Origin of the sequence: Pelomonas margarita, from assembly GCF_043555875.1 — a bacterium.
In the GTDB taxonomy this organism is placed as follows: domain Bacteria; phylum Pseudomonadota; class Gammaproteobacteria; order Burkholderiales; family Burkholderiaceae_C; genus Pelomonas; species Pelomonas margarita.
In genome coordinates this window covers 755,545-771,462 of sequence record NZ_JBIGHW010000001.1, presented here as the reverse complement: position 1 = coordinate 771,462, position 15,918 = coordinate 755,545, and the positions used below count along the sequence as shown (strand labels likewise).

Annotated in this window: 18 protein-coding genes; 6 read left to right on the top strand and 12 right to left on the bottom strand. The window is 68.8% G+C overall.

The genetic code is table 11. The features are described from left to right. Position 1: 1 nt before the first annotated feature. Genes ACG0Z3_RS03405 through murJ form a run of 8 tightly spaced genes read right to left on the bottom strand, consistent with a single transcriptional unit; the run spans position 2 to position 6,923 of the window. On the bottom strand, positions 2 to 649 hold the full coding sequence (locus ACG0Z3_RS03405; protein ID WP_394395275.1) for a DUF47 domain-containing protein: 648 nt from the start codon (positions 647 to 649) through the stop codon (positions 2 to 4). Between the two features lie 59 nt (positions 650 to 708). Continuing rightward, positions 709 to 1,065 carry a DMT family protein gene (locus ACG0Z3_RS03400; protein WP_394395273.1) on the bottom strand — a complete coding sequence of 119 codons (357 nt, stop codon included), beginning with the start codon at positions 1,063 to 1,065 and terminating at the stop codon, positions 709 to 711. A 16-nt stretch (positions 1,066 to 1,081) separates the two neighbouring features. Further along, entirely contained in the window at positions 1,082 to 1,558 is a 477-nt protein-coding gene (folK, locus tag ACG0Z3_RS03395) for a 2-amino-4-hydroxy-6-hydroxymethyldihydropteridine diphosphokinase (protein WP_394395272.1), read from the bottom strand. Further along, the gene (gene pcnB / locus ACG0Z3_RS03390; protein ID WP_394395269.1) at positions 1,555 to 3,126 is read right to left on the bottom strand and encodes a polynucleotide adenylyltransferase PcnB; all 1,572 of its coding nucleotides are present in this window, start codon (positions 3,124 to 3,126) and stop codon (positions 1,555 to 1,557) included. The genes folK and pcnB overlap by 4 nt, the downstream gene beginning before the upstream one ends. Beyond that, positions 3,123 to 3,791, bottom strand: coding sequence for a histidinol-phosphatase (locus ACG0Z3_RS03385; protein WP_394395267.1), 669 nt, complete (start codon positions 3,789 to 3,791; stop codon positions 3,123 to 3,125). The genes pcnB and ACG0Z3_RS03385 overlap by 4 nt, the downstream gene beginning before the upstream one ends. Then, positions 3,788 to 4,474 (bottom strand): DnaA regulatory inactivator Hda, encoded by a 687-nt coding sequence (hda, locus tag ACG0Z3_RS03380; RefSeq protein WP_394395264.1) that lies wholly within the window; start codon positions 4,472 to 4,474, stop codon positions 3,788 to 3,790. The genes ACG0Z3_RS03385 and hda overlap by 4 nt, the downstream gene beginning before the upstream one ends. Before the next feature lie 29 nt (positions 4,475 to 4,503). Further along, on the bottom strand, positions 4,504 to 5,358 hold the full coding sequence (locus ACG0Z3_RS03375; RefSeq protein WP_394395262.1) for a SirB1 family protein: 855 nt from the start codon (positions 5,356 to 5,358) through the stop codon (positions 4,504 to 4,506). Between the two features lie 2 nt (positions 5,359 to 5,360). Next, positions 5,361 to 6,923 carry a murein biosynthesis integral membrane protein MurJ gene (gene murJ / locus ACG0Z3_RS03370; protein WP_394395259.1) on the bottom strand — a complete coding sequence of 521 codons (1,563 nt, stop codon included), beginning with the start codon at positions 6,921 to 6,923 and terminating at the stop codon, positions 5,361 to 5,363. 120 nt (positions 6,924 to 7,043) lie between these two features. Between murJ and rpsT the strand changes: the two genes are divergently transcribed. Beyond that, positions 7,044 to 7,340, top strand: coding sequence for a 30S ribosomal protein S20 (gene rpsT / locus ACG0Z3_RS03365; protein ID WP_268152380.1), 297 nt, complete (start codon positions 7,044 to 7,046; stop codon positions 7,338 to 7,340). Positions 7,341 to 7,581: 241 nt separating this feature from the next. Here rpsT and ACG0Z3_RS03360 read toward each other — a convergent pair whose 3' ends face one another. Further along, on the bottom strand, positions 7,582 to 8,364 hold the full coding sequence (locus tag ACG0Z3_RS03360; RefSeq protein ID WP_394395256.1) for an alpha/beta fold hydrolase: 783 nt from the start codon (positions 8,362 to 8,364) through the stop codon (positions 7,582 to 7,584). Positions 8,365 to 8,529: 165 nt separating this feature from the next. Further along, a complete protein-coding gene (locus ACG0Z3_RS03355; RefSeq protein ID WP_268166119.1) occupies positions 8,530 to 8,859 on the bottom strand; it encodes a DUF3579 domain-containing protein in 330 nt (109 codons plus the stop codon). A 153-nt stretch (positions 8,860 to 9,012) separates the two neighbouring features. On the opposite strand from ACG0Z3_RS03355, the gene ACG0Z3_RS03350 reads away from it, so the two are divergent. The 4 genes from ACG0Z3_RS03350 (at position 9,013) to ACG0Z3_RS03335 (ending at position 13,556) form a co-directional block, all read left to right on the top strand. After that, on the top strand, positions 9,013 to 10,218 hold the full coding sequence (locus tag ACG0Z3_RS03350; RefSeq protein ID WP_394395254.1) for an aspartate aminotransferase family protein: 1,206 nt from the start codon (positions 9,013 to 9,015) through the stop codon (positions 10,216 to 10,218). Further along, positions 10,215 to 11,177, top strand: a complete 963-nt coding sequence (gene argF / locus ACG0Z3_RS03345; RefSeq protein ID WP_394395252.1) for an ornithine carbamoyltransferase — start codon at positions 10,215 to 10,217, stop codon at positions 11,175 to 11,177. The genes ACG0Z3_RS03350 and argF overlap by 4 nt, the downstream gene beginning before the upstream one ends. A 148-nt stretch (positions 11,178 to 11,325) precedes the next feature. Further along, complete coding sequence (locus ACG0Z3_RS03340; protein WP_394395250.1) at positions 11,326 to 12,102, top strand: metallophosphoesterase family protein; 777 nt, start codon at positions 11,326 to 11,328, stop codon at positions 12,100 to 12,102. Beyond that, positions 12,099 to 13,556, top strand: a complete 1,458-nt coding sequence (locus ACG0Z3_RS03335) for a protein kinase domain-containing protein (protein WP_394395248.1) — start codon at positions 12,099 to 12,101, stop codon at positions 13,554 to 13,556. The genes ACG0Z3_RS03340 and ACG0Z3_RS03335 overlap by 4 nt, the downstream gene beginning before the upstream one ends. Positions 13,557 to 13,578: 22 nt before the next feature. Here the strand turns inward: ACG0Z3_RS03335 and ACG0Z3_RS03330 are convergent, their stop codons facing one another. Continuing rightward, positions 13,579 to 14,259 carry a cupredoxin domain-containing protein gene (locus ACG0Z3_RS03330; RefSeq protein WP_394395246.1) on the bottom strand — a complete coding sequence of 227 codons (681 nt, stop codon included), beginning with the start codon at positions 14,257 to 14,259 and terminating at the stop codon, positions 13,579 to 13,581. 56 nt (positions 14,260 to 14,315) lie between these two features. On the opposite strand from ACG0Z3_RS03330, the gene ACG0Z3_RS03325 reads away from it, so the two are divergent. Continuing rightward, positions 14,316 to 14,642, top strand: coding sequence for a YkgJ family cysteine cluster protein (locus tag ACG0Z3_RS03325; RefSeq protein WP_394395245.1), 327 nt, complete (start codon positions 14,316 to 14,318; stop codon positions 14,640 to 14,642). A gap of 9 nt (positions 14,643 to 14,651) precedes the next feature. Here ACG0Z3_RS03325 and ACG0Z3_RS03320 read toward each other — a convergent pair whose 3' ends face one another. Continuing rightward, positions 14,652 to 15,872, bottom strand: a complete 1,221-nt coding sequence (locus ACG0Z3_RS03320; protein ID WP_394395244.1) for a tetratricopeptide repeat protein — start codon at positions 15,870 to 15,872, stop codon at positions 14,652 to 14,654. Between the last annotated feature and the right edge of the window lie 46 nt (positions 15,873 to 15,918).

Below are 15,918 nucleotides of genomic sequence, written 5' to 3'. Positions count from 1 at the left end.
ATCAGGAGTTCTCGAGGACGATGCCCTCGATGAGGTTGGCGACGTCCTCGCAGCGGTCGGAGATGGACTCCAGCTGTTCGTAGATGGCCTTGAGCTTGATGAGCTCACGCACGTCTGGCTCCTCGCGGAACAGGCGCGACATCGCCTCACGCATGACGCGGTCGGCATCGGACTCGAGGCGGTCGATCTCCTCGCAGGTCTTGATGGCCGCCTCGGTCGTGGCGGGCTGGCTCAGGTGCGGCAGCAGTGTGACGGCATGCTGCACACGCTCGCAGCAACGCACCGACAGCGTGGCCAGCTGCAGCACCTGTTCCGGCACGGCCCGCACGTCGTACAGCGACAGCGTTTCCGACGAGTCCTGCAGCAGGTCCAGGATGTCGTCCATCGCATTGATCAGGCCATGGATCTGCTCACGGTCGATAGGCGTGATGAAGGTGCGGTGCAGCAGCCGGTTCACCTCGGCCGTGACGCGGTCAGCCGCATGTTCGGCCTTGTCCACCTCATCCGCGTACTGCTGGCGCAGCGCGGTGTCGGTGTAGTTCTCGATCATCTTCTGGAAGGCGCGCGCTCCCGCAGCGATGAACGCGCCATGCTCGTTGAAGAGTTCAAAAAAATTGCCCTCACGGGGCAGCAACTTGCCAAAGAACATGGCCAACCTCGAATTTTCGGAAGCCGCGCAGTCTAGCGGGCAACGTCATGAAACCGTCATCACGCCGATCGAAAAATGAAGTAGACCGCCCCTAGCAGGCACAGCCCAGCCCACAGAAAGTCCAGCTTCAGCGGCTCGCCCATGTAGTACACACTGAAGGGCACGAACACCGCCAGCGTGATCACTTCCTGCGTGATCTTGAGCTGCGCCAGCGAAAAACCGGCGCCGTGGCCGATGCGGTTGGCGGGTACCTGCAGCAGGTACTCGAACAGCGCAATGCCCCAGCTGATCAGCGCCGCGACGAACCACGGCTTGGTGGCCAGGCCCTTCAGGTGGCCATACCAGGCGAACGTCATGAAAACGTTGGACAGCAGCAGCAGGCCCACGGTCTGCCAGCCGGCAAGGGTCGAGAACATCAGCTGGAACTCCAGGTCAGAGGGACAGCGGCGCCAGCCGCTCGATGCGCTGGGCCTGCCAGCCGTCGCCCATCGCCAGCGTGGCCAGCTCGGGCGCAATCTCCAGCAATGGCCGCAGCACGAAGGCACGCTCGCCCAGCCGTGGATGAGGCAGGGTCAGCCGCGGCGTGTCTAGCACCTGCGCGTCGTAAAGCAGCAAGTCCAGGTCCAGCGTGCGCGGCGCGTTGCGGTAGGGCCTCTCGCGGCCATGGGCCAGCTCGATGGCCTGCAGCGCGTCCAGCAGCGGCAGCGGCGCGAGCTCGGTGTCCAACGCCGCAACGGCATTCAGGAAGTCGGGCCCGTGGGCCTCCACCGGCGCGCTGCGCCAGGCGCTGGACAGGGCCACCACCCGGGTGCCAGGCAGCACCGCCAGGCGCCGGGCCGCCTCAGCCAGCGTCTGCGCCAGGTCGGCACCCAGGTTGGCCCCCAGCCCGACGTAGGCGCGCGAGCTCACTCGGCGGCCGCGCCCTCGCCGCCCCCGGCGGGCTTGCGGCGGCGACGGCGGCGCTTCTTGGCGGGCGCATCGGACACCGACTCACCGGCATCCCCGGCATCGGCGTCGTCCGCAGCGTCGGCCGGGTCGGCCGCGTCGGCGGTCTCGGCGCGCGGCGCACGCACGGCGCGCGGTTGGCGTTGCTGCGATGCGCGGGCATCGGCCAGCAATGCCTGGCGGTCGTCATCGCTGCCCAGCGCGAAGTCTTCCCACCAGTCGGCCAGGGCAGGATCGATCTCGCCGGCATCAGCGCGCAGACGCAGGAAGTCAAAGCCGGCCCGGTAGCGCGGCTGCTCGACGAGGCCGAACACGCCCGAGCCGCTGCGGCGTTCGAAACGCGTCTGCATCATCCAGATCTCGCGCATGTCCGCCGCCAGCTTGCCGCGCCCGGAGATGTCTCCGATGCGGGCGTCGAACACGGCGTCAATGGCTTGAGCCAGCGCCGGCACGGGCGGCTCGCCGCCATTGCGAATCTTGGTCCAGCGGTCCAGCACCTCATGCCACAACATGCAGGCCAGCATGAAGCTGGGGCTGACGCCACGACCATCTTGCACGCGCCGGTCGGTGTCCTCGAAGGCCTGGCGGACGAACTTGCCCCGCACACCGTCGGGCAGATCGCCGCCGTCAGTGAGCATGGCATCCAGCACGGCAAACACGCCGCCCGCGCCCTGCCCCACGAGACCGAGCTTCTTGAGCTGCACCAGGCTGGCCAGCGAATGGCCGGTCTGCAGCAGCTTGATCATCTCGTCGAAGAGGCGCGATGCCGGCACGTTGCGCAGCAGGGCGATGGACTGCTTCACCGGCGCCAGCGTCTTGGGCTCCAGCGTGAAGCCCAGCTTGGCCGCAAAACGCACGGCGCGCACGATGCGCACGGGGTCCTCGCGGTAGCGGGCCTCGGGGTCGCCGATCATGCGCAGCAGCTTGGCACGGGCATCGGCCAGGCCGCCGTGGTAGTCCACGACGAGGCGGCGCTGCGGGTCGTAGTACATCGCGTTGACCGTGAAGTCGCGGCGGGCAGCATCTTCGACCTGCGGGCCCCAGACGTTGTCGCGCAGCACGCGGCCACTGGCGTCCACAGCGTGGGACTTGCCCTCGAGCTCGCGCTTGGACGTCTTCTCGTTGCCCTCGACGGCATCGGACTCGGTCGGCAGCGCGCGGAAGGTGGAGACTTCGATGACCTCATGCTCGCGCCCGCGGCCGTACACGACATGGACGATGCGAAAGCGCCGGCCGATGATGAAGGCGCGGCGGAACAGGCCCTTGACTTGCTCGGGCGTCGCATTGGTGGCGACGTCGAAGTCCTTGGGACGCACCCCCAGCAGCAGATCGCGCACGGCACCGCCGACGATGTAGGCCTCGAAGCCGGCATCCGTCAGCATCTTGACGACCTTGACCGCGCGCTCGTCGAGCAGCTCGGGGTCGATGCCATGGACGTCGGACGGGATTTCCACCCGCTTGCCCAGCGGGCTGGTCTTGCCGGCGGCCGCTGCGGGCTTGCCGAGCAGCTTGTCAATGAACTTCTTGATCATGCGAAGAGTTGCAGCTGGGGCCAGCCGCGCTCGCCGGCGATCCGGGCGAGCGTCGCACTGGGATTGGTCGCCACAGGGTGGCTGACACGTTCGAGCAGGGGAAGGTCGTTGGTCGAGTCGCTGTAGAAGGTCACGCGCTCGAAATCACGCCATTGTGCCCCCAGGCCCTGGAGCCAGCTCTGCACGCGCTCGATCTTGCCGTCTCGAAAGCTCGGCACGCCACGGATGGCGCCGGTGTAGCGGCCCTGCTCGTCGCGCTCGAGCTGCACGGCGATCAAGTGCTCGATGCCGAAAGCCCGGGCGAACGGCGCGGTGACAAACTCGTTGGTGGCGGTGACCAGTGCGATCAGATCGCCGGCCGCGCGGTGCTGCTCGACGAGCGCCCGCGCCTCGGGGCGAAGCGCCGGCTCACCGATCTCGGTCATGAAGCGCTCGCGCATCGCCAGCGCCTCTTCCAGGGGCCGATGGCGCCACGCCGACGTGGCGAACTCGACATAGGCCGGCAAGTCCAGCGTGCCGGCGTTGTACTGCGCGAAGAACTCGTCATTGCGCGCTCCCCAGGCCGCGCCGTCCGCCCACCCCACTTCGACCATGAAGGCGCCGAAGGAATGGTCGGAATCCACCGGGATCAGCGTCCCGTCGAGATCGAACAAGGTGAGATTCATAAAATGGGATCAGAGTCGATTTTTTCGTCGGCCAGCATGGCCTTGAGCAGCGGCACGGTCAGCGCGCGCTTGTTGGCCAGCGCGAACTCGTCCAGCCGCTCTAGCAGTGCCATCAAGCCCTTGAGGTTGCGCTCGAAGCGGGTCAGCAGGTAGCCCAGCACCTCGTCGCCGAGCAGCAACCCGCGGCGGTCGGCCTCGCGCCTGAGCACGGCGCGCATCTCGGCCTCGCCGAGCGGCGTCAGCTGGAAGCTGGGCCCCCAGCCGAGGCGGGTGCGCAGGTCTTCGCGCACAGCCAGGTCGACAGCCGGCGCGTCGGCCGTCGCGACGACGGTGTAGCCCTGCCCTGCCGACTGCACGAACAGCGCAAACGCCGCATGCTGCTGGCCGGCATCGAAGCGCTGGCAGTCGTCCAGCAACAGCAGGCTCTCGTGCGCGGGGAGCTCCCAGGGCAGCGGGGTATCAGCGTCATACCAGGCGACGCGCTGGCCCGCAGCCTGCCAGCGCTCGGCCAGCGCCTGCAGCAGGTGCGTCTTGCCGGAGCCGGCAGGCCCCCACAACAACACGGGCGGATCCGCCGGCAGCAGGCCCAGCAGGTAGGCCAGTGCCTCGGCATTGGCGCCGGTCAGGAAATTGTCGAAGCTGTGCGCAGGCGGCGCCAGCAGCGCGAGGGGCAGCTGTCTCATCAACGGTGCAAACTTGAGGGCGCGGATTGTCACTGAACCGGAGGCCGCCGCCCGGCTGCGCCGGCCAGTCGCGCGCGCAGGCTCGCAGCGTCGGGCGCGTTGGGGCAGTGCGCGAGGTAGAAATCCAGATCCTCTGCGGCGGACGCCTGCGCGCCCAGCGCCTCCAGCACCAGGCCGCGGTCACGCCGCTCCACGGCTTCGTCGGGCAGCAGCACGACCAGCCGCTGCTGAATAGCCAGCAGCCGCACCCAGTCCCCCGCCGCGCGATGCACCTCCTTCAGGTTGCGCAGCATGCGCGCAAGGATCTGCCTCGGTGACGCGGCACGCAAAAAGAACTCCAGCGGCACCGCGATGTCCTGCGGCAAGCCGCTGTCCTGGCGGTAGAGAGACAGCCGCTCCTCCAGGCGGGAGGGCGACAAGGTGTCGCCGGTGAAAGGGTCCAGCACCACCTCGCCCAGCCCGATGCGGCACTTGACGAGGAAATGCCCCGGGAAGGCCACGCCCGCCATGCGCAGGCCGGCCTGCTCGCCCAACTCCAGCAGCAGCACGGCCAGCGTGATGGGAATGCCGCGACGCGTCTGCAACACCCGGTGGATGAAGCTGTTGTCGGCGGCGTAGTAGTTGTTCAGGTTGCCGGCAAAGCCGAGCTCGCCGTGAAAGAAGCGCGTCAACTGGCGAAGGCGCTCGGGCGGCGAGGTCTGCGGCGTCAGGCGCTCACGCAGCCGGCGCGCCAGGGCATCCACCTCGGCCAGCACGGCCTGCACGTCCAGGGTCGGGTGCTCATCCTGCGCGAGGCTGACGGCAGCCTCCAGCAGGTTCAGGCTCTTGTCTTCCGCCACCAGCGCGGCGAAATAGTCCAGCGGGGTGGGCGCCGCGAACTTCATCTTCAGCTCGGCCGCCCCAGCGCACGGGGACGCAGACCTACCAACAGCAGCACGGCGAAGTAGACCGCAGCACTGGCAGAAAGGCAGCCCGCCATGACGGCCCCACGCTGGATCTCGCGCGCACCGAGGGCGATCCAGTCCAGCCGCGTCGCCAGTTGCCACTGCAGCAAGCCCATGGCCACACAGCCCAACACTACCCGCAGGCCGAAGCCCGCCCAGCCCGGTTCAGGTCGATAGCCGCCCAACTTCCTCAACCCCCACAACAGCCAGCCCGCATTGACCAGCGCGCCCAGGCCGATGGACAGCGCCAGGCCGGCGACGCCGATCCAGGGCACGAAAACCAAGTTGAAGAGTTGTGTCAGCACCAGCACGGCGATGGCGATCTTGGCCGGCGTGCCGGTGTCCTGCCGCGCATAGAAACCCGGCGCGAGCACCTTGACGGCGATGAGCCCCATCAGGCCGACGCCCCAGCCCATCACCGCCTGCGCAGTGTGGACGACATCCTCCGGACGGAAGGCCTTGCGGTGGTACAGCACGGCGGTCAGCGGTTCGGCGAAGACGATCAGCGCCACGGCGCAAGGCAGCGCCAGCAGCATGACCATGCGCAGCCCCCAGTCCAGCAGCCGGCTGTAGCGCTCACTAGCACCCGAGGCCTGCGCCGCAGACAGCTGCGGCGTCAGAACTGCGGCCAACGCGACGCCCAGCAGGCCGATGGGGAATTCCATTAGGCGGTCCGCATAGTTCAGCCACGAGGTCGCACCCTCGGCCAGGTGGCTGGAAATCTGCGTGTTGATCATCAGCGACAGCTGCGACACGCCCACGCCGAGCAACGCCGGCCCCATGCCACGGATGACGCGGCCCACACCCGGATTGGCGCGAGACTCCCTGAAGCCGGCCAAGCTCAGGCGCATGCGCGGCATCGCATCTGCGGCCCGCAACGCCGGCCACTGCACCAGCAGTTGCAGCACGCCGCCCAGCATGACGCCGAAGGCCATCGCATAGATGCCCGGATAGCCGGCCCGCTCCAATGGCCCGGCCAACGCCCAGCCCGTGGCGATGACACTGAGGTTTAGCAGCACCGGCGTGGCCGCAGGCACGACAAAGCGCCGCCAAGTGTTCAGGATGCCCGCCGACAGCGCCACCATCGACATGCAGGCGATGTAGGGAAACATGAAACGCGTCATGGTGACCGATGCGTCGAAAGCCGGCCCGGGCAATCCCGATCCCAACAGCCAGACCAGCACCGGCGCGGCGACGACGCCCACGACGGATGTGGCCACCAGCGCCCACAACAGCACGGTGGCGACGGCGTCGATCAGGCGGCGGGTGGCCGCCTCCCCCTCGGCCGCCTTGGTGGCCGCCAGCAGCGGCACGAAGGCCTGGGAGAACGCACCCTCGGCAAACAGCCGGCGCAGCAGGTTGGGAATCCGGAAGGCGACGAGGTAGGCATCCATCATCGCCGTGGCGCCAAAAAGGCCGGCCGCCATGGTTTCGCGAGCGAGGCCAGTAATGCGCGACGCCAGGGTCAGCAGGGAGATGGTTGACGCGGCGCGCAGCAGATTCATGGCGCGGGATTATCTGTGTCGCTGCCGCGAGAACTGACGAAACTGCGCGCCGACACTTGGCTTTAACAATGAAACCGCGCTATACTCGCTGTCTTTGCACCAACTGGGTATAGATACAGCATGGCAACCAGCTCCAAAGCCAAGAAGAAGACGGTTCGCCTGGCATCGGGCCGCAAGCGCGCCCGCCAGGACGTCAAGCTCAACGCCGCGAACACCGCGCTGCGTTCCAAATTCCGCACGGTCATCAAGAACGTGCAAAAGGCCGTGACGGCTGGCGACAAGTCCAAGGCCGCCGACCTGTTCAAGACCGCCCAAGCAGTCATCGACTCTGTCGCCGACAAGGGCATCTTCCACAAGAACAAGGCTGCTCGTCACAAGAGCCGCCTGTCCGCCAAGATCAAGGCGCTCGCCGCCTGATAACCAATCCAGCTCTGGTGCAATGCAGAAGGCCCGCGAAAGCGGGCTTTCTGCTTTGAGGCCCGCCCCGCGGGCCTTTTGCATTGGCTGTTGATCTAGCGGGCCGAGCGCCGGGCCACTCCCAAGCCGGCCCTCGGCCGATATGCGAGCGGCACCATGCCATGACCATCGCCGTTGCCCCTCAGGCGACCGCCCCGTCTCGCCACGCTCAGCCAGCGAGACGGGGCGAGAGGTCAACCACCTAGTGCCACTCGCCCGGGCCGACACCCTGGATGCTGCGATCACGCATCCAGTCGGCCACGGCGCGCGCGACCCACAGCGGATCGTCCAGCGGCAGGTCATGCCCCGCCCGGGTGTGCATGCGCAGCGGCGCACCCCAGGCCCGGCTGATTGCCTGCGAACAACGCCAATCCACCAGGCCGTCCGCCTTGCTGCACAACAACAGCATGGGCGCCGCCGGCCGTGTGCGGCTGGCGCGGTAGCGCGTACTGGCCAGCAACTGACGCACCGTATTGCGCACGCCCAGCGGATGCTGGCGCTGCAGCTCCAGCCAACGGTCGATGACCGTCTGCGGCGGCGTCAGACGCGTCGTCAGGCTGAGCACGCGCTCCTCCCGCATGCGCGCGCCGAAGCGACTCAACGACAGCAGCGCCAGCCCCAGGTAATTGAGCGGCCGCGATTTGCGGAACACCTCGCTGAACGGCCGCAAGCTAGGGTTGATCAACACCCCCGCATCCACCTCGGCCGGATAGCGATTGGCCCAGTCGCTCAGCACCGCAGCACCAAGCGACATTCCCAAAAGCGACACCGGCGCCCCGATACCGTGGCGCTGCAACTGAGCACGGCAGGCGTCGACGATGGCCGACACCTGGGTCGGGCTGGGTTGGCGCCGCAACGCGCCCGTGCCCGGCAGGTCCAGCGAGATCACGCGCACATCCTGTCGCAGCGCCTGCAACTCGTGTTGCAGGTGTTCGGGGAAGTCGCCCCAATGGCCACTTTCACGCGACATGCCGCGCAGCAGCACCCAGACGGTCGACGCGGCGGCAGCCCCTGCGCGCGGCAACGCGGCGGGCCCATCGGAGGCAGGGCTGGAAATCATCGGCATGAGGGAATCGGCACGCGGTGAGCTTAGCCCCAGCAACGGCTTGCGTCGCCTGGGGGAGTCGCTAAGCACCCACCGGTCAGGGGGTCAGGCCCCTGGCTTGCCGTCAGGCAGCAGACAGGCATCGGCCACTTGCAGGTTGTTGTCGCGGGCGAAGTTCATGACGAAGTCCCAGGCCATGGGCTCCAGGCGCCGCAGTTCTTCGTTGACGATGACGCACTTCACGCCATTGATGACGGTAGGCACGCAATACGGCGAGTAGCCGATGTGGGCACCGATGCCCATGCGGGCGCCGCCGGGGCGGAAACTGGACATCGCACCGGCCAGGCGCTCGGCCCAGTCGCTCGGGCGGAAGGTACGTCCATCCAGTGTCACACCCTGGATGAATACTTCGCGCGGCGGAGAGGCAACGGTCATGGAAAGTGGTCAGCTTCGCGGGTCAGCAGAGGGCCGCCGCCAAAGAACGCTATTGTGCCTCGGCTCGCGCCCTTCTATTGCGGCGCAGCAAAGGCCGCCGCATCGCGTCCTAGAATCAAAAGCTCAATTTTTCTCGACCCAATCGGAGACCCGATGAACGCTGTGCCCCTTCCGTCTGACGCCCACGTGATGCCGACCTATGGCCGTCTGCCCGTTGCGCTTTCGCACGGCCAGGGCAGCTGGGTCTGGGACACGGCCGGCCGACGATTGCTGGACGGGCTGGCCGGTATCGCCGTCAACACGTTGGGCCACAACCACCCGCGCCTGGTGGCAGCGCTGCAGGACCAGGTCGGCAAGCTGATCCACACCAGCAATTACTACCGCATCCCGCTGCAGGAACAGCTGGCCGACAAACTCGTCGAGCTGTCGGGCCTGGCCAATGTCTTCTTCTGCAACAGCGGGCTGGAGGCCAATGAGGCGGCACTGAAGATCGCCCGCAAGTTCGGCCATGACCGCGGCGTCGAGTCGCCCGAGGTCATCGTCTTCGAGGGCGCCTTCCACGGCCGCTCCATCGCGACGCTGTCGGCCACAGCGAACCCCAAGATCCAGGCCGGCTTCGGGCCGCTGGTGCCGGGTTTCGTGCGAGTGAAGCTGAACGACATCGCTGCCGTCGAGGCCGCCATCGCGGCACACCCCAACGTGACGGCCATCTTCCTGGAAACCATCCAGGGCGAAGGCGGCATCCAGCCCGCCCGCATCGAGTTCCTGCAGGCGCTGCGCCGGGTGTGCGACCGGCACGACCTGCTGCTGATGCTGGACGAGGTGCAGTGTGGCATCGGCCGCACCGGCAAGTGGTTCGCACATCAATGGGCGGACATCAAGCCTGATGTGATGCCGCTGGCCAAGGGCCTGGGCTCGGGCGTACCCATTGGCGCCGTCGTCTGCGGCCCGCGTGCGGCCGACGTGCTGAAGGCAGGCAACCACGGCACCACGTTTGGCGGAAACCCGCTGGCCATGCGTGCCGGCGTCGAGACGCTGAAGGTCATGGCAGAGGACGGCCTGCTGGCCAACGCCGAGGCCGTGGGCGCCACGCTGCGTAAAGGACTGGCCGAGGGCTTGGGCGGCGAGGCCGGCGTCGTCGACATCCGCGGCCAGGGTCTGATGCTGGGCGTCGAGCTGGACCGCCCCTGCGGCGTGCTGTTGACCCGCGCACTGGAAGCCGGTCTGCTCATCAGCGTGACGGCCGACCGTGTCGTGCGCCTGCTGCCGCCGCTGATCCTCACGCACGACGAGGCGCACCAGATCACCGCGATCCTCGTGCCACTGATCAAGGCCTTCCTGGCCGAACCCAAGCCATGAAGCCAGGAGACAGCCTGATGCGCCACTACCTCCAGTTCAAGGACCTGCGGGCCGAGGAATACGCCCACCTGTTCGACCGCGCCGGCATCATCAAGCGCCGCTTCAAAAACTACGAGAAGTACCAGCCGCTGCAGGACCGCACGCTGGCCATGATCTTCGAGAAGGCCAGCACGCGCACGCGCGTCAGCTTCGAGGCGGGCATGTACCAAATGGGTGGCTCGGTCGTGCACCTGACGACCGGCGACAGCCAGCTGGGCCGCGCTGAGCCGGTGGAAGATTCGGCACGCGTCATCAGCCGCATGGTCGACATCGTCATGATCCGCACCTTCGAGCAGAGCAAGATCGAACGCTTCGCGGCGCACTCGCGCGTGCCGGTCATCAACGGGCTGACCAACGAGTACCACCCCTGCCAGATCCTGGCCGACCTGTTCACGTTCATCGAGGCCCGCGGCATGGACCGCCGCGGCAGCATCGACATGGACTGCCTGAAGGGCCGCGTTGTAGCCTGGGTGGGCGACGGCAACAACATGGCCAACACGTGGCTGCAGGCGGCGGAGATCCTCGGCTTCACGGTGCACGTCAGCACACCCAGCGGCTACGAGATCGACCCGGCCGTGGCAGGCATCAAGGATGCCAGCTGCTACAAGGTCTTCAAGGACCCACGCGAGGCCTGCGTCGGCGCCGACCTCGTCACGACTGACGTCTGGACCAGCATGGGCTATGAAGCCGAGAACGAGGCCCGCAAGGCCGCGTTCGCCGACTGGTGCGTGGATCGCGACATGATGGCCCGCGCCAAGCCGGACGCACTGTTCATGCACTGCCTGCCGGCGCACCGCGGTGAGGAGGTCGCAGCCGACGTCATCGACGGGCCCCAGTCGGTCGTCTGGGACGAGGCGGAGAATCGCATGCACGTGCAGAAGGCACTCATGGAGTACCTGCTGCTGGGCCGCATCGGCTGACGCCGCCTGCCCCGCGCAACCCGCCGGCCCCGTGCCGGCTTTTTTGTGCCCATGCAGCAACGCCCTTGCAGCGTCGGCGAGCCAGCCTTCGCGGCTTGCGGGCCACGCGGCAGCTTGCCGTCAGCGCTTCATGGCAAGCTGGCGATCTATGCGCTGGGCTTTCATCACCGACATCCATGCCAACCGGCAGGCCTTCGAGGCCGTGCTGGCTGACGCCAGCGCCCAGGGCGCGACGCATTTCGCGCTGCTGGGCGACTTCGTAGGCTACGGCGCTGACCCGGCCTGGGTGGTCGAGCGGGTGATGGCCCTGGTGGCCGACGGCGCCATCGCCATCCAGGGCAACCACGACGAAGCCGTGGCCCACGGCAGCACGCCCGGCATGCACCCGGACGCCCGCGCCGTCATCGACTGGACGCGCGCGCAGCTCAACGAAGACCAACTTCGCTTCCTCGCCCGGCTGCCGCTGCAGGCGCAGGGCGATCCAGGCCACTGCCTGTTCGTGCACGCCAACGCCTTCCAGCCCGGCGGCTGGGAGTACGTGCAGGGCCGGGCCGAGGCCGTCAAGAGCCTGCACGCCAGCCCGGCGCGCATCCAGGCCTGCGGCCACATGCACGAGCCCATGCTGTACCACCTGTCGGGCACCGGCAAGGCGGGCGACTTCCGCCCGCTGGCCGGCGTGCCCATGCCGCTGCCCGGCCACCGGCAGTGGCTGGTCGTGCCGGGCGCCTGCGGCCAGCCGCGCGACGGCAACCCGGCCGCCTGCTACGCGCTGCTGGACCCGGCCGGCAGCGACCTGGCCGACGCCCGCATCACCTTCCAGCGCGTCGGCTACGACGTGGAGGCGGCCTGCAGCGCGCTGCGCGCCACCGACATGCCCACCGTCCTCGTCGAACGCCTGGCCCGACGGCTGACACTGGGCGAATGAGTACCACCGCACTCCCCTCCTCCCCGGCCTCCCCGCCCGCGCCCTTGGAGGCCGGCCAGGTACTGGACGGCTTCCGGCTCGAAGAGCGCCTGCACCAGGGCGGCATGGCCAACCTGTGGCGCGTGAGCCGCGTCGATGCCGGCACGGACGACGGCCACGAGTTGCTGATGAAGGTGCCGCGAATCAAGGGCGGCGAGGACCCGGCCACCATCGTCGGCTTCGAGGTCGAGCAGATGCTGATGCCGCAACTCAGCGGCCCGCATGTACCTCGCTTCATCGCCCGGGGCGACTGGACGCGCCAAGCCTTCATCGTCATGGAGCGCATTCCCGGCGAGACGCTGCGCCCGCGGCTGGACGACGCGCCGCTGCCGCCCGAGGAGGTGGCCGACATCGGCGCCCGCGTGGCCACGGCACTGGCCGCGCTGCACCGCCAGCATGTGGTGCACCTGGACATCAAGCCCAGCAACATCATGTTCCGGCCCGACGGCACGGCCGTGCTGGTGGACTTCGGTCTGAGCCGCCATGCGCAACTGCCCGACCTGCTGGAGGAGGAGTTCACGCTACCCATGGGCACGGGGCCCTACATGAGCCCGGAGCAGGTGCAGTTCGTGCGCAGCGACCCGCGCAGCGACCTGTTCGCGCTGGGTGTGATGCTCTACCACCTGGCCACCGGCGAGCGCCCTTTCGGCCAGCCCGACTCGGTGCGCGGCCTGCGCCGCCGGCTCTACGTGGAGCCGGTGCCGCCACGCGCCATCCGCCCCGAGCTGCCCCCATGGCTGCAGGAGGTCATCCTGCGCTGCCTGGAAGTGCGCGCCGAGCGCCGCTACCAGAGCGCGGCCCAGTTGGCGCTGGATCTGCGCGAGCCCCGCGGCGTGGTGCTGACGGCGCGCGCCGAGAAGCTGCACACCAGCGGCGTCATGCGCCGGCTCAAGCGCTGGTTCTTCGCGATGGGCTCCGAGCCCGCGCCGGTGGCCCAGCACGGCCAGCAGCTGGCCCGCAGCCCCATCGTCATGGCGGCGGTGGAGCTGGACCGCGGCACCCCCGAGCTGCGTGCCCAGCTTTGCGAGACGGTGCGCCGCATCGTGCAGACCGAGGCCGGCGCGCGGCTGGCCTGCGTGGCCGTCATGAAGATCAACCGCATCGGCATCGACGAACTCACCGACCAGCACGGCCAGAGCCTGCATGTGAAGCAGCTCATCGCGCTCAAGCACTGGGCCCGCCCCATCAGCAAGGCGCTGACCCTGGACGACGGCCGGCTGACCTTCCACGTGCTGGAGGCCCCGGACGTGGCCGAGGCACTGGTGGACTTTGCGCGCCGCAACGGCGTGGACCACATCGTCATGGGCGCGCGCGGCGCGTCGCCGGTGCGCCGCTACCTGGGCAGCGTGTCGGGCTATGTGGTCGCGGAGTCCGACCGCACGGTCACCGTCGTGCGCGAGCCCCGCACAGAGTGAACCAGAGGGCGGCCCGCCAGGCTCACAACCCCGGATAGAGCGGGTCCGGCGCCGGCGCGCTGCGCGCCTTGCGGGACGACGTGATCTGCGTCTGCACCGTCACCGCGTTGCCCGCAGCCGCCACCTGCACCGGCGTCGGCACACCGTCGACAAGCTGGTCGGGGTGCCAGATGCGCACGCGGGCCGGCCCCTCGGGCAGCCCCTGCAGCATGGCGCGGCCGTCCTCACCGGCCAGGCGCGCCCATGGCGTGTCGGCGACGTACACATGGCCGCGCATGGAGCCATGGATGTGGCAGCCCAGCAGGTAGGCGCCGGGCTGCGTGAGTTGCTTGCTGTCCACCGCCGGCGGCTTGCCACGCGCGCGGCCGGCAAGCCGGAACTGCGTGTTGTGCCCTGGGTCCAGGTAGACGCCGCCCGCCCCCATCAGGCCCAGGATGACGTGGTGATCCCAGCTGTCGAGGTTGCTGAAGCTGAGCTTGGCGCCCAAGCCCACCACGGTCACCGCGGGCACGAAGCGCAGCTTCTCCTGCGCGATGCTGGCCTCCAGCACTGGCGCAGGCCGCACGCCCTGCACGCTGCTGTCCACCAGCACGACGGCATCCGCCAGTGGCCGGCCGTTGCGGTCCAGCACGGTGACGGTGAGATCAGCGGCCTGGGCAAGCACCGAGGCCAAGCACAAGGAAGCAAGGAGGATGGCGCGCATGGTGAGACGTTGGAGCAGCAGGCGGCCAGTGTCCCACCGCTGCCTACACTGCCAGCATGAGTAGCAACCCCTGCCTGACCTGCGGCGCCTGCTGCGCCAGCTTCCGCGTGGACTTCGATTGCAGCGAGCTGGAGAGCGAGGGCGGCCGCGTGCCGGACGGGCTGGCTGTGCCGCTGACCGGACGCCTCGTGCGCATGCGCGGCACCGACCACGCGCAGCCGCGCTGCGCGGCGCTGAGCGGCAAGGTGGGCGAGCGCGCCAGCTGCGGCATCCACGAGTGGCGGCCCTCGCCCTGCCGCGAGTTCGGCGAGCGCGCGCCCATGGGCATTGGCGACGATGCCTGCGCCCGCGCCCGTGCGCGGCACGGGCTCGCGCCGATCTAACGGCGCCCGCTACGAGCCGGCGCGCGGCATCAGCGGCTCGCGCCGCCGCTGCTGGGCCAAGTCACGCTGCTCGTTCAACCAGGCCAGCTTGGCTCCGTACAGGTGGCGATCGTGCGTCGTGGCGCTGTGCTCCAGCGCCTTCGCCAGCTCGCCACGTGCGCCGTTGACGTCCCCCAGGCCATAGTGCGCCAGGCCCAACCAGAAGTGGAACTCCGGCACATAGGCCGCGCGCGCCACCTCCTTGCGGAACAGCGAGCGGGCAGCCGCGAACTCGCCGGCCTTCATGGCCACCACGCCCTCGTCGAAGAACTTGTACGGCGGCACGGGCTGCATCTGCGCCAGCTGGGCGGCATGGACCTGCGCCTCCTCGGGCCGGCCCAGGTCGCCCAGCACCAGCACGAGGTTAGACAGCGCCTGCACATTCAGCGGCTCGCGCGCCAGCACCAGGCGCAGCGCCTGCTCGGCCTGGGCATGCAGGCCCTTGCGCCGGTACAGCACGGCCAGCGTGTTGTAGGCTGCCAGCCAGCGGGAGTCGGTCAGGACAGCCGCGCGCGCCCACCAGTAGGCCTCGTCCAGCTGCCCCCGCAGCAGCGCCTCGGCGGCACGGTTGTTCTGGAACATCGCCAGGATGGTGGACTCGTCGACCACGCGCGAGCGGTGCCGGCCCAGCTGCTCCGGCGGCAAGAAGTCGATGGTGAGCAGCTCCGGGTCACCATAGACCGCCACACGGGCCGCCGCCGACAGCGGCCGCCCCAAGCTGATGTTGACGTGGCCGGCCACGAAGAAGATGCCGTTGTTGCGCGTCCAGTTCTCCTCGAGGTGGACGCTGTTGAAGCGGTACGGCAGGTGCAGGTGGCGCGCGAAGGCCGCGGTCATCATCACCAGCGACAGGCAGTTGCCGCGCCGCACGTCGAAGGCCTCGGCGGCGGTGCGGGTGATCTCGCTGTCGTAGTCCAGCTGCAGCCGGCCCTTGGTGTAGAGCGCATCGATGAGCCCGTCGCGCACGCCTTTGGCGCGGATCTGCTGGGCCATCTCGGTCTCGGCGAAGCGCTGCATGGCCGGGCTCAGGCGCAGAGGGTCGCCGGTGTCCAGCGGCGCAACCGGCGGCTTGAACGCCGCGTCGGCGAACACGTCGACGCGGGGCGGCTCGACAGCCTCGGTGGCACAGCCGGCCAGTGCGGCGGCGGCCAGCGCGATGGCCCAGGCAGCGATCAGGGGGCGGACGGACATGGCGGTCTCCTCGCAGGTCCGGGCCTGTCATGTGCAGACCTCTTCA

What these genes read in the sequence shown, in the direction of transcription:
- ACG0Z3_RS03405 (WP_394395275.1), bottom strand. Translation starts at nt 649, where the DNA reads ATGTTCTTTGGCAAGTTGCTGCCCCGTGAGGGCAATTTTTTTGAACTC.
- ACG0Z3_RS03400 (WP_394395273.1), bottom strand. Translation starts at nt 1,065, where the DNA reads ATGTTCTCGACCCTTGCCGGCTGGCAGACCGTGGGCCTGCTGCTGCTG.
- pcnB (WP_394395269.1), bottom strand. Translation starts at nt 3,126, where the DNA reads ATGATCAAGAAGTTCATTGACAAGCTGCTCGGCAAGCCCGCAGCGGCC.
- ACG0Z3_RS03385 (WP_394395267.1), bottom strand. Translation starts at nt 3,791, where the DNA reads ATGAATCTCACCTTGTTCGATCTCGACGGGACGCTGATCCCGGTGGAT.
- hda (WP_394395264.1), bottom strand. Translation starts at nt 4,474, where the DNA reads ATGAGACAGCTGCCCCTCGCGCTGCTGGCGCCGCCTGCGCACAGCTTC.
- ACG0Z3_RS03375 (WP_394395262.1), bottom strand. Translation starts at nt 5,358, where the DNA reads ATGAAGTTCGCGGCGCCCACCCCGCTGGACTATTTCGCCGCGCTGGTG.
- murJ (WP_394395259.1), bottom strand. Translation starts at nt 6,923, where the DNA reads ATGAATCTGCTGCGCGCCGCGTCAACCATCTCCCTGCTGACCCTGGCG.
- rpsT (WP_268152380.1), top strand. Translation starts at nt 7,044, where the DNA reads ATGGCAACCAGCTCCAAAGCCAAGAAGAAGACGGTTCGCCTGGCATCG.
- ACG0Z3_RS03355 (WP_268166119.1), bottom strand. Translation starts at nt 8,859, where the DNA reads ATGACCGTTGCCTCTCCGCCGCGCGAAGTATTCATCCAGGGTGTGACA.
- ACG0Z3_RS03350 (WP_394395254.1), top strand. Translation starts at nt 9,013, where the DNA reads ATGAACGCTGTGCCCCTTCCGTCTGACGCCCACGTGATGCCGACCTAT.
- argF (WP_394395252.1), top strand. Translation starts at nt 10,215, where the DNA reads ATGAAGCCAGGAGACAGCCTGATGCGCCACTACCTCCAGTTCAAGGAC.
- ACG0Z3_RS03340 (WP_394395250.1), top strand. Translation starts at nt 11,326, where the DNA reads ATGCGCTGGGCTTTCATCACCGACATCCATGCCAACCGGCAGGCCTTC.
- ACG0Z3_RS03335 (WP_394395248.1), top strand. Translation starts at nt 12,099, where the DNA reads ATGAGTACCACCGCACTCCCCTCCTCCCCGGCCTCCCCGCCCGCGCCC.
- ACG0Z3_RS03330 (WP_394395246.1), bottom strand. Translation starts at nt 14,259, where the DNA reads ATGCGCGCCATCCTCCTTGCTTCCTTGTGCTTGGCCTCGGTGCTTGCC.
- ACG0Z3_RS03325 (WP_394395245.1), top strand. Translation starts at nt 14,316, where the DNA reads ATGAGTAGCAACCCCTGCCTGACCTGCGGCGCCTGCTGCGCCAGCTTC.
- ACG0Z3_RS03320 (WP_394395244.1), bottom strand. Translation starts at nt 15,872, where the DNA reads ATGTCCGTCCGCCCCCTGATCGCTGCCTGGGCCATCGCGCTGGCCGCC.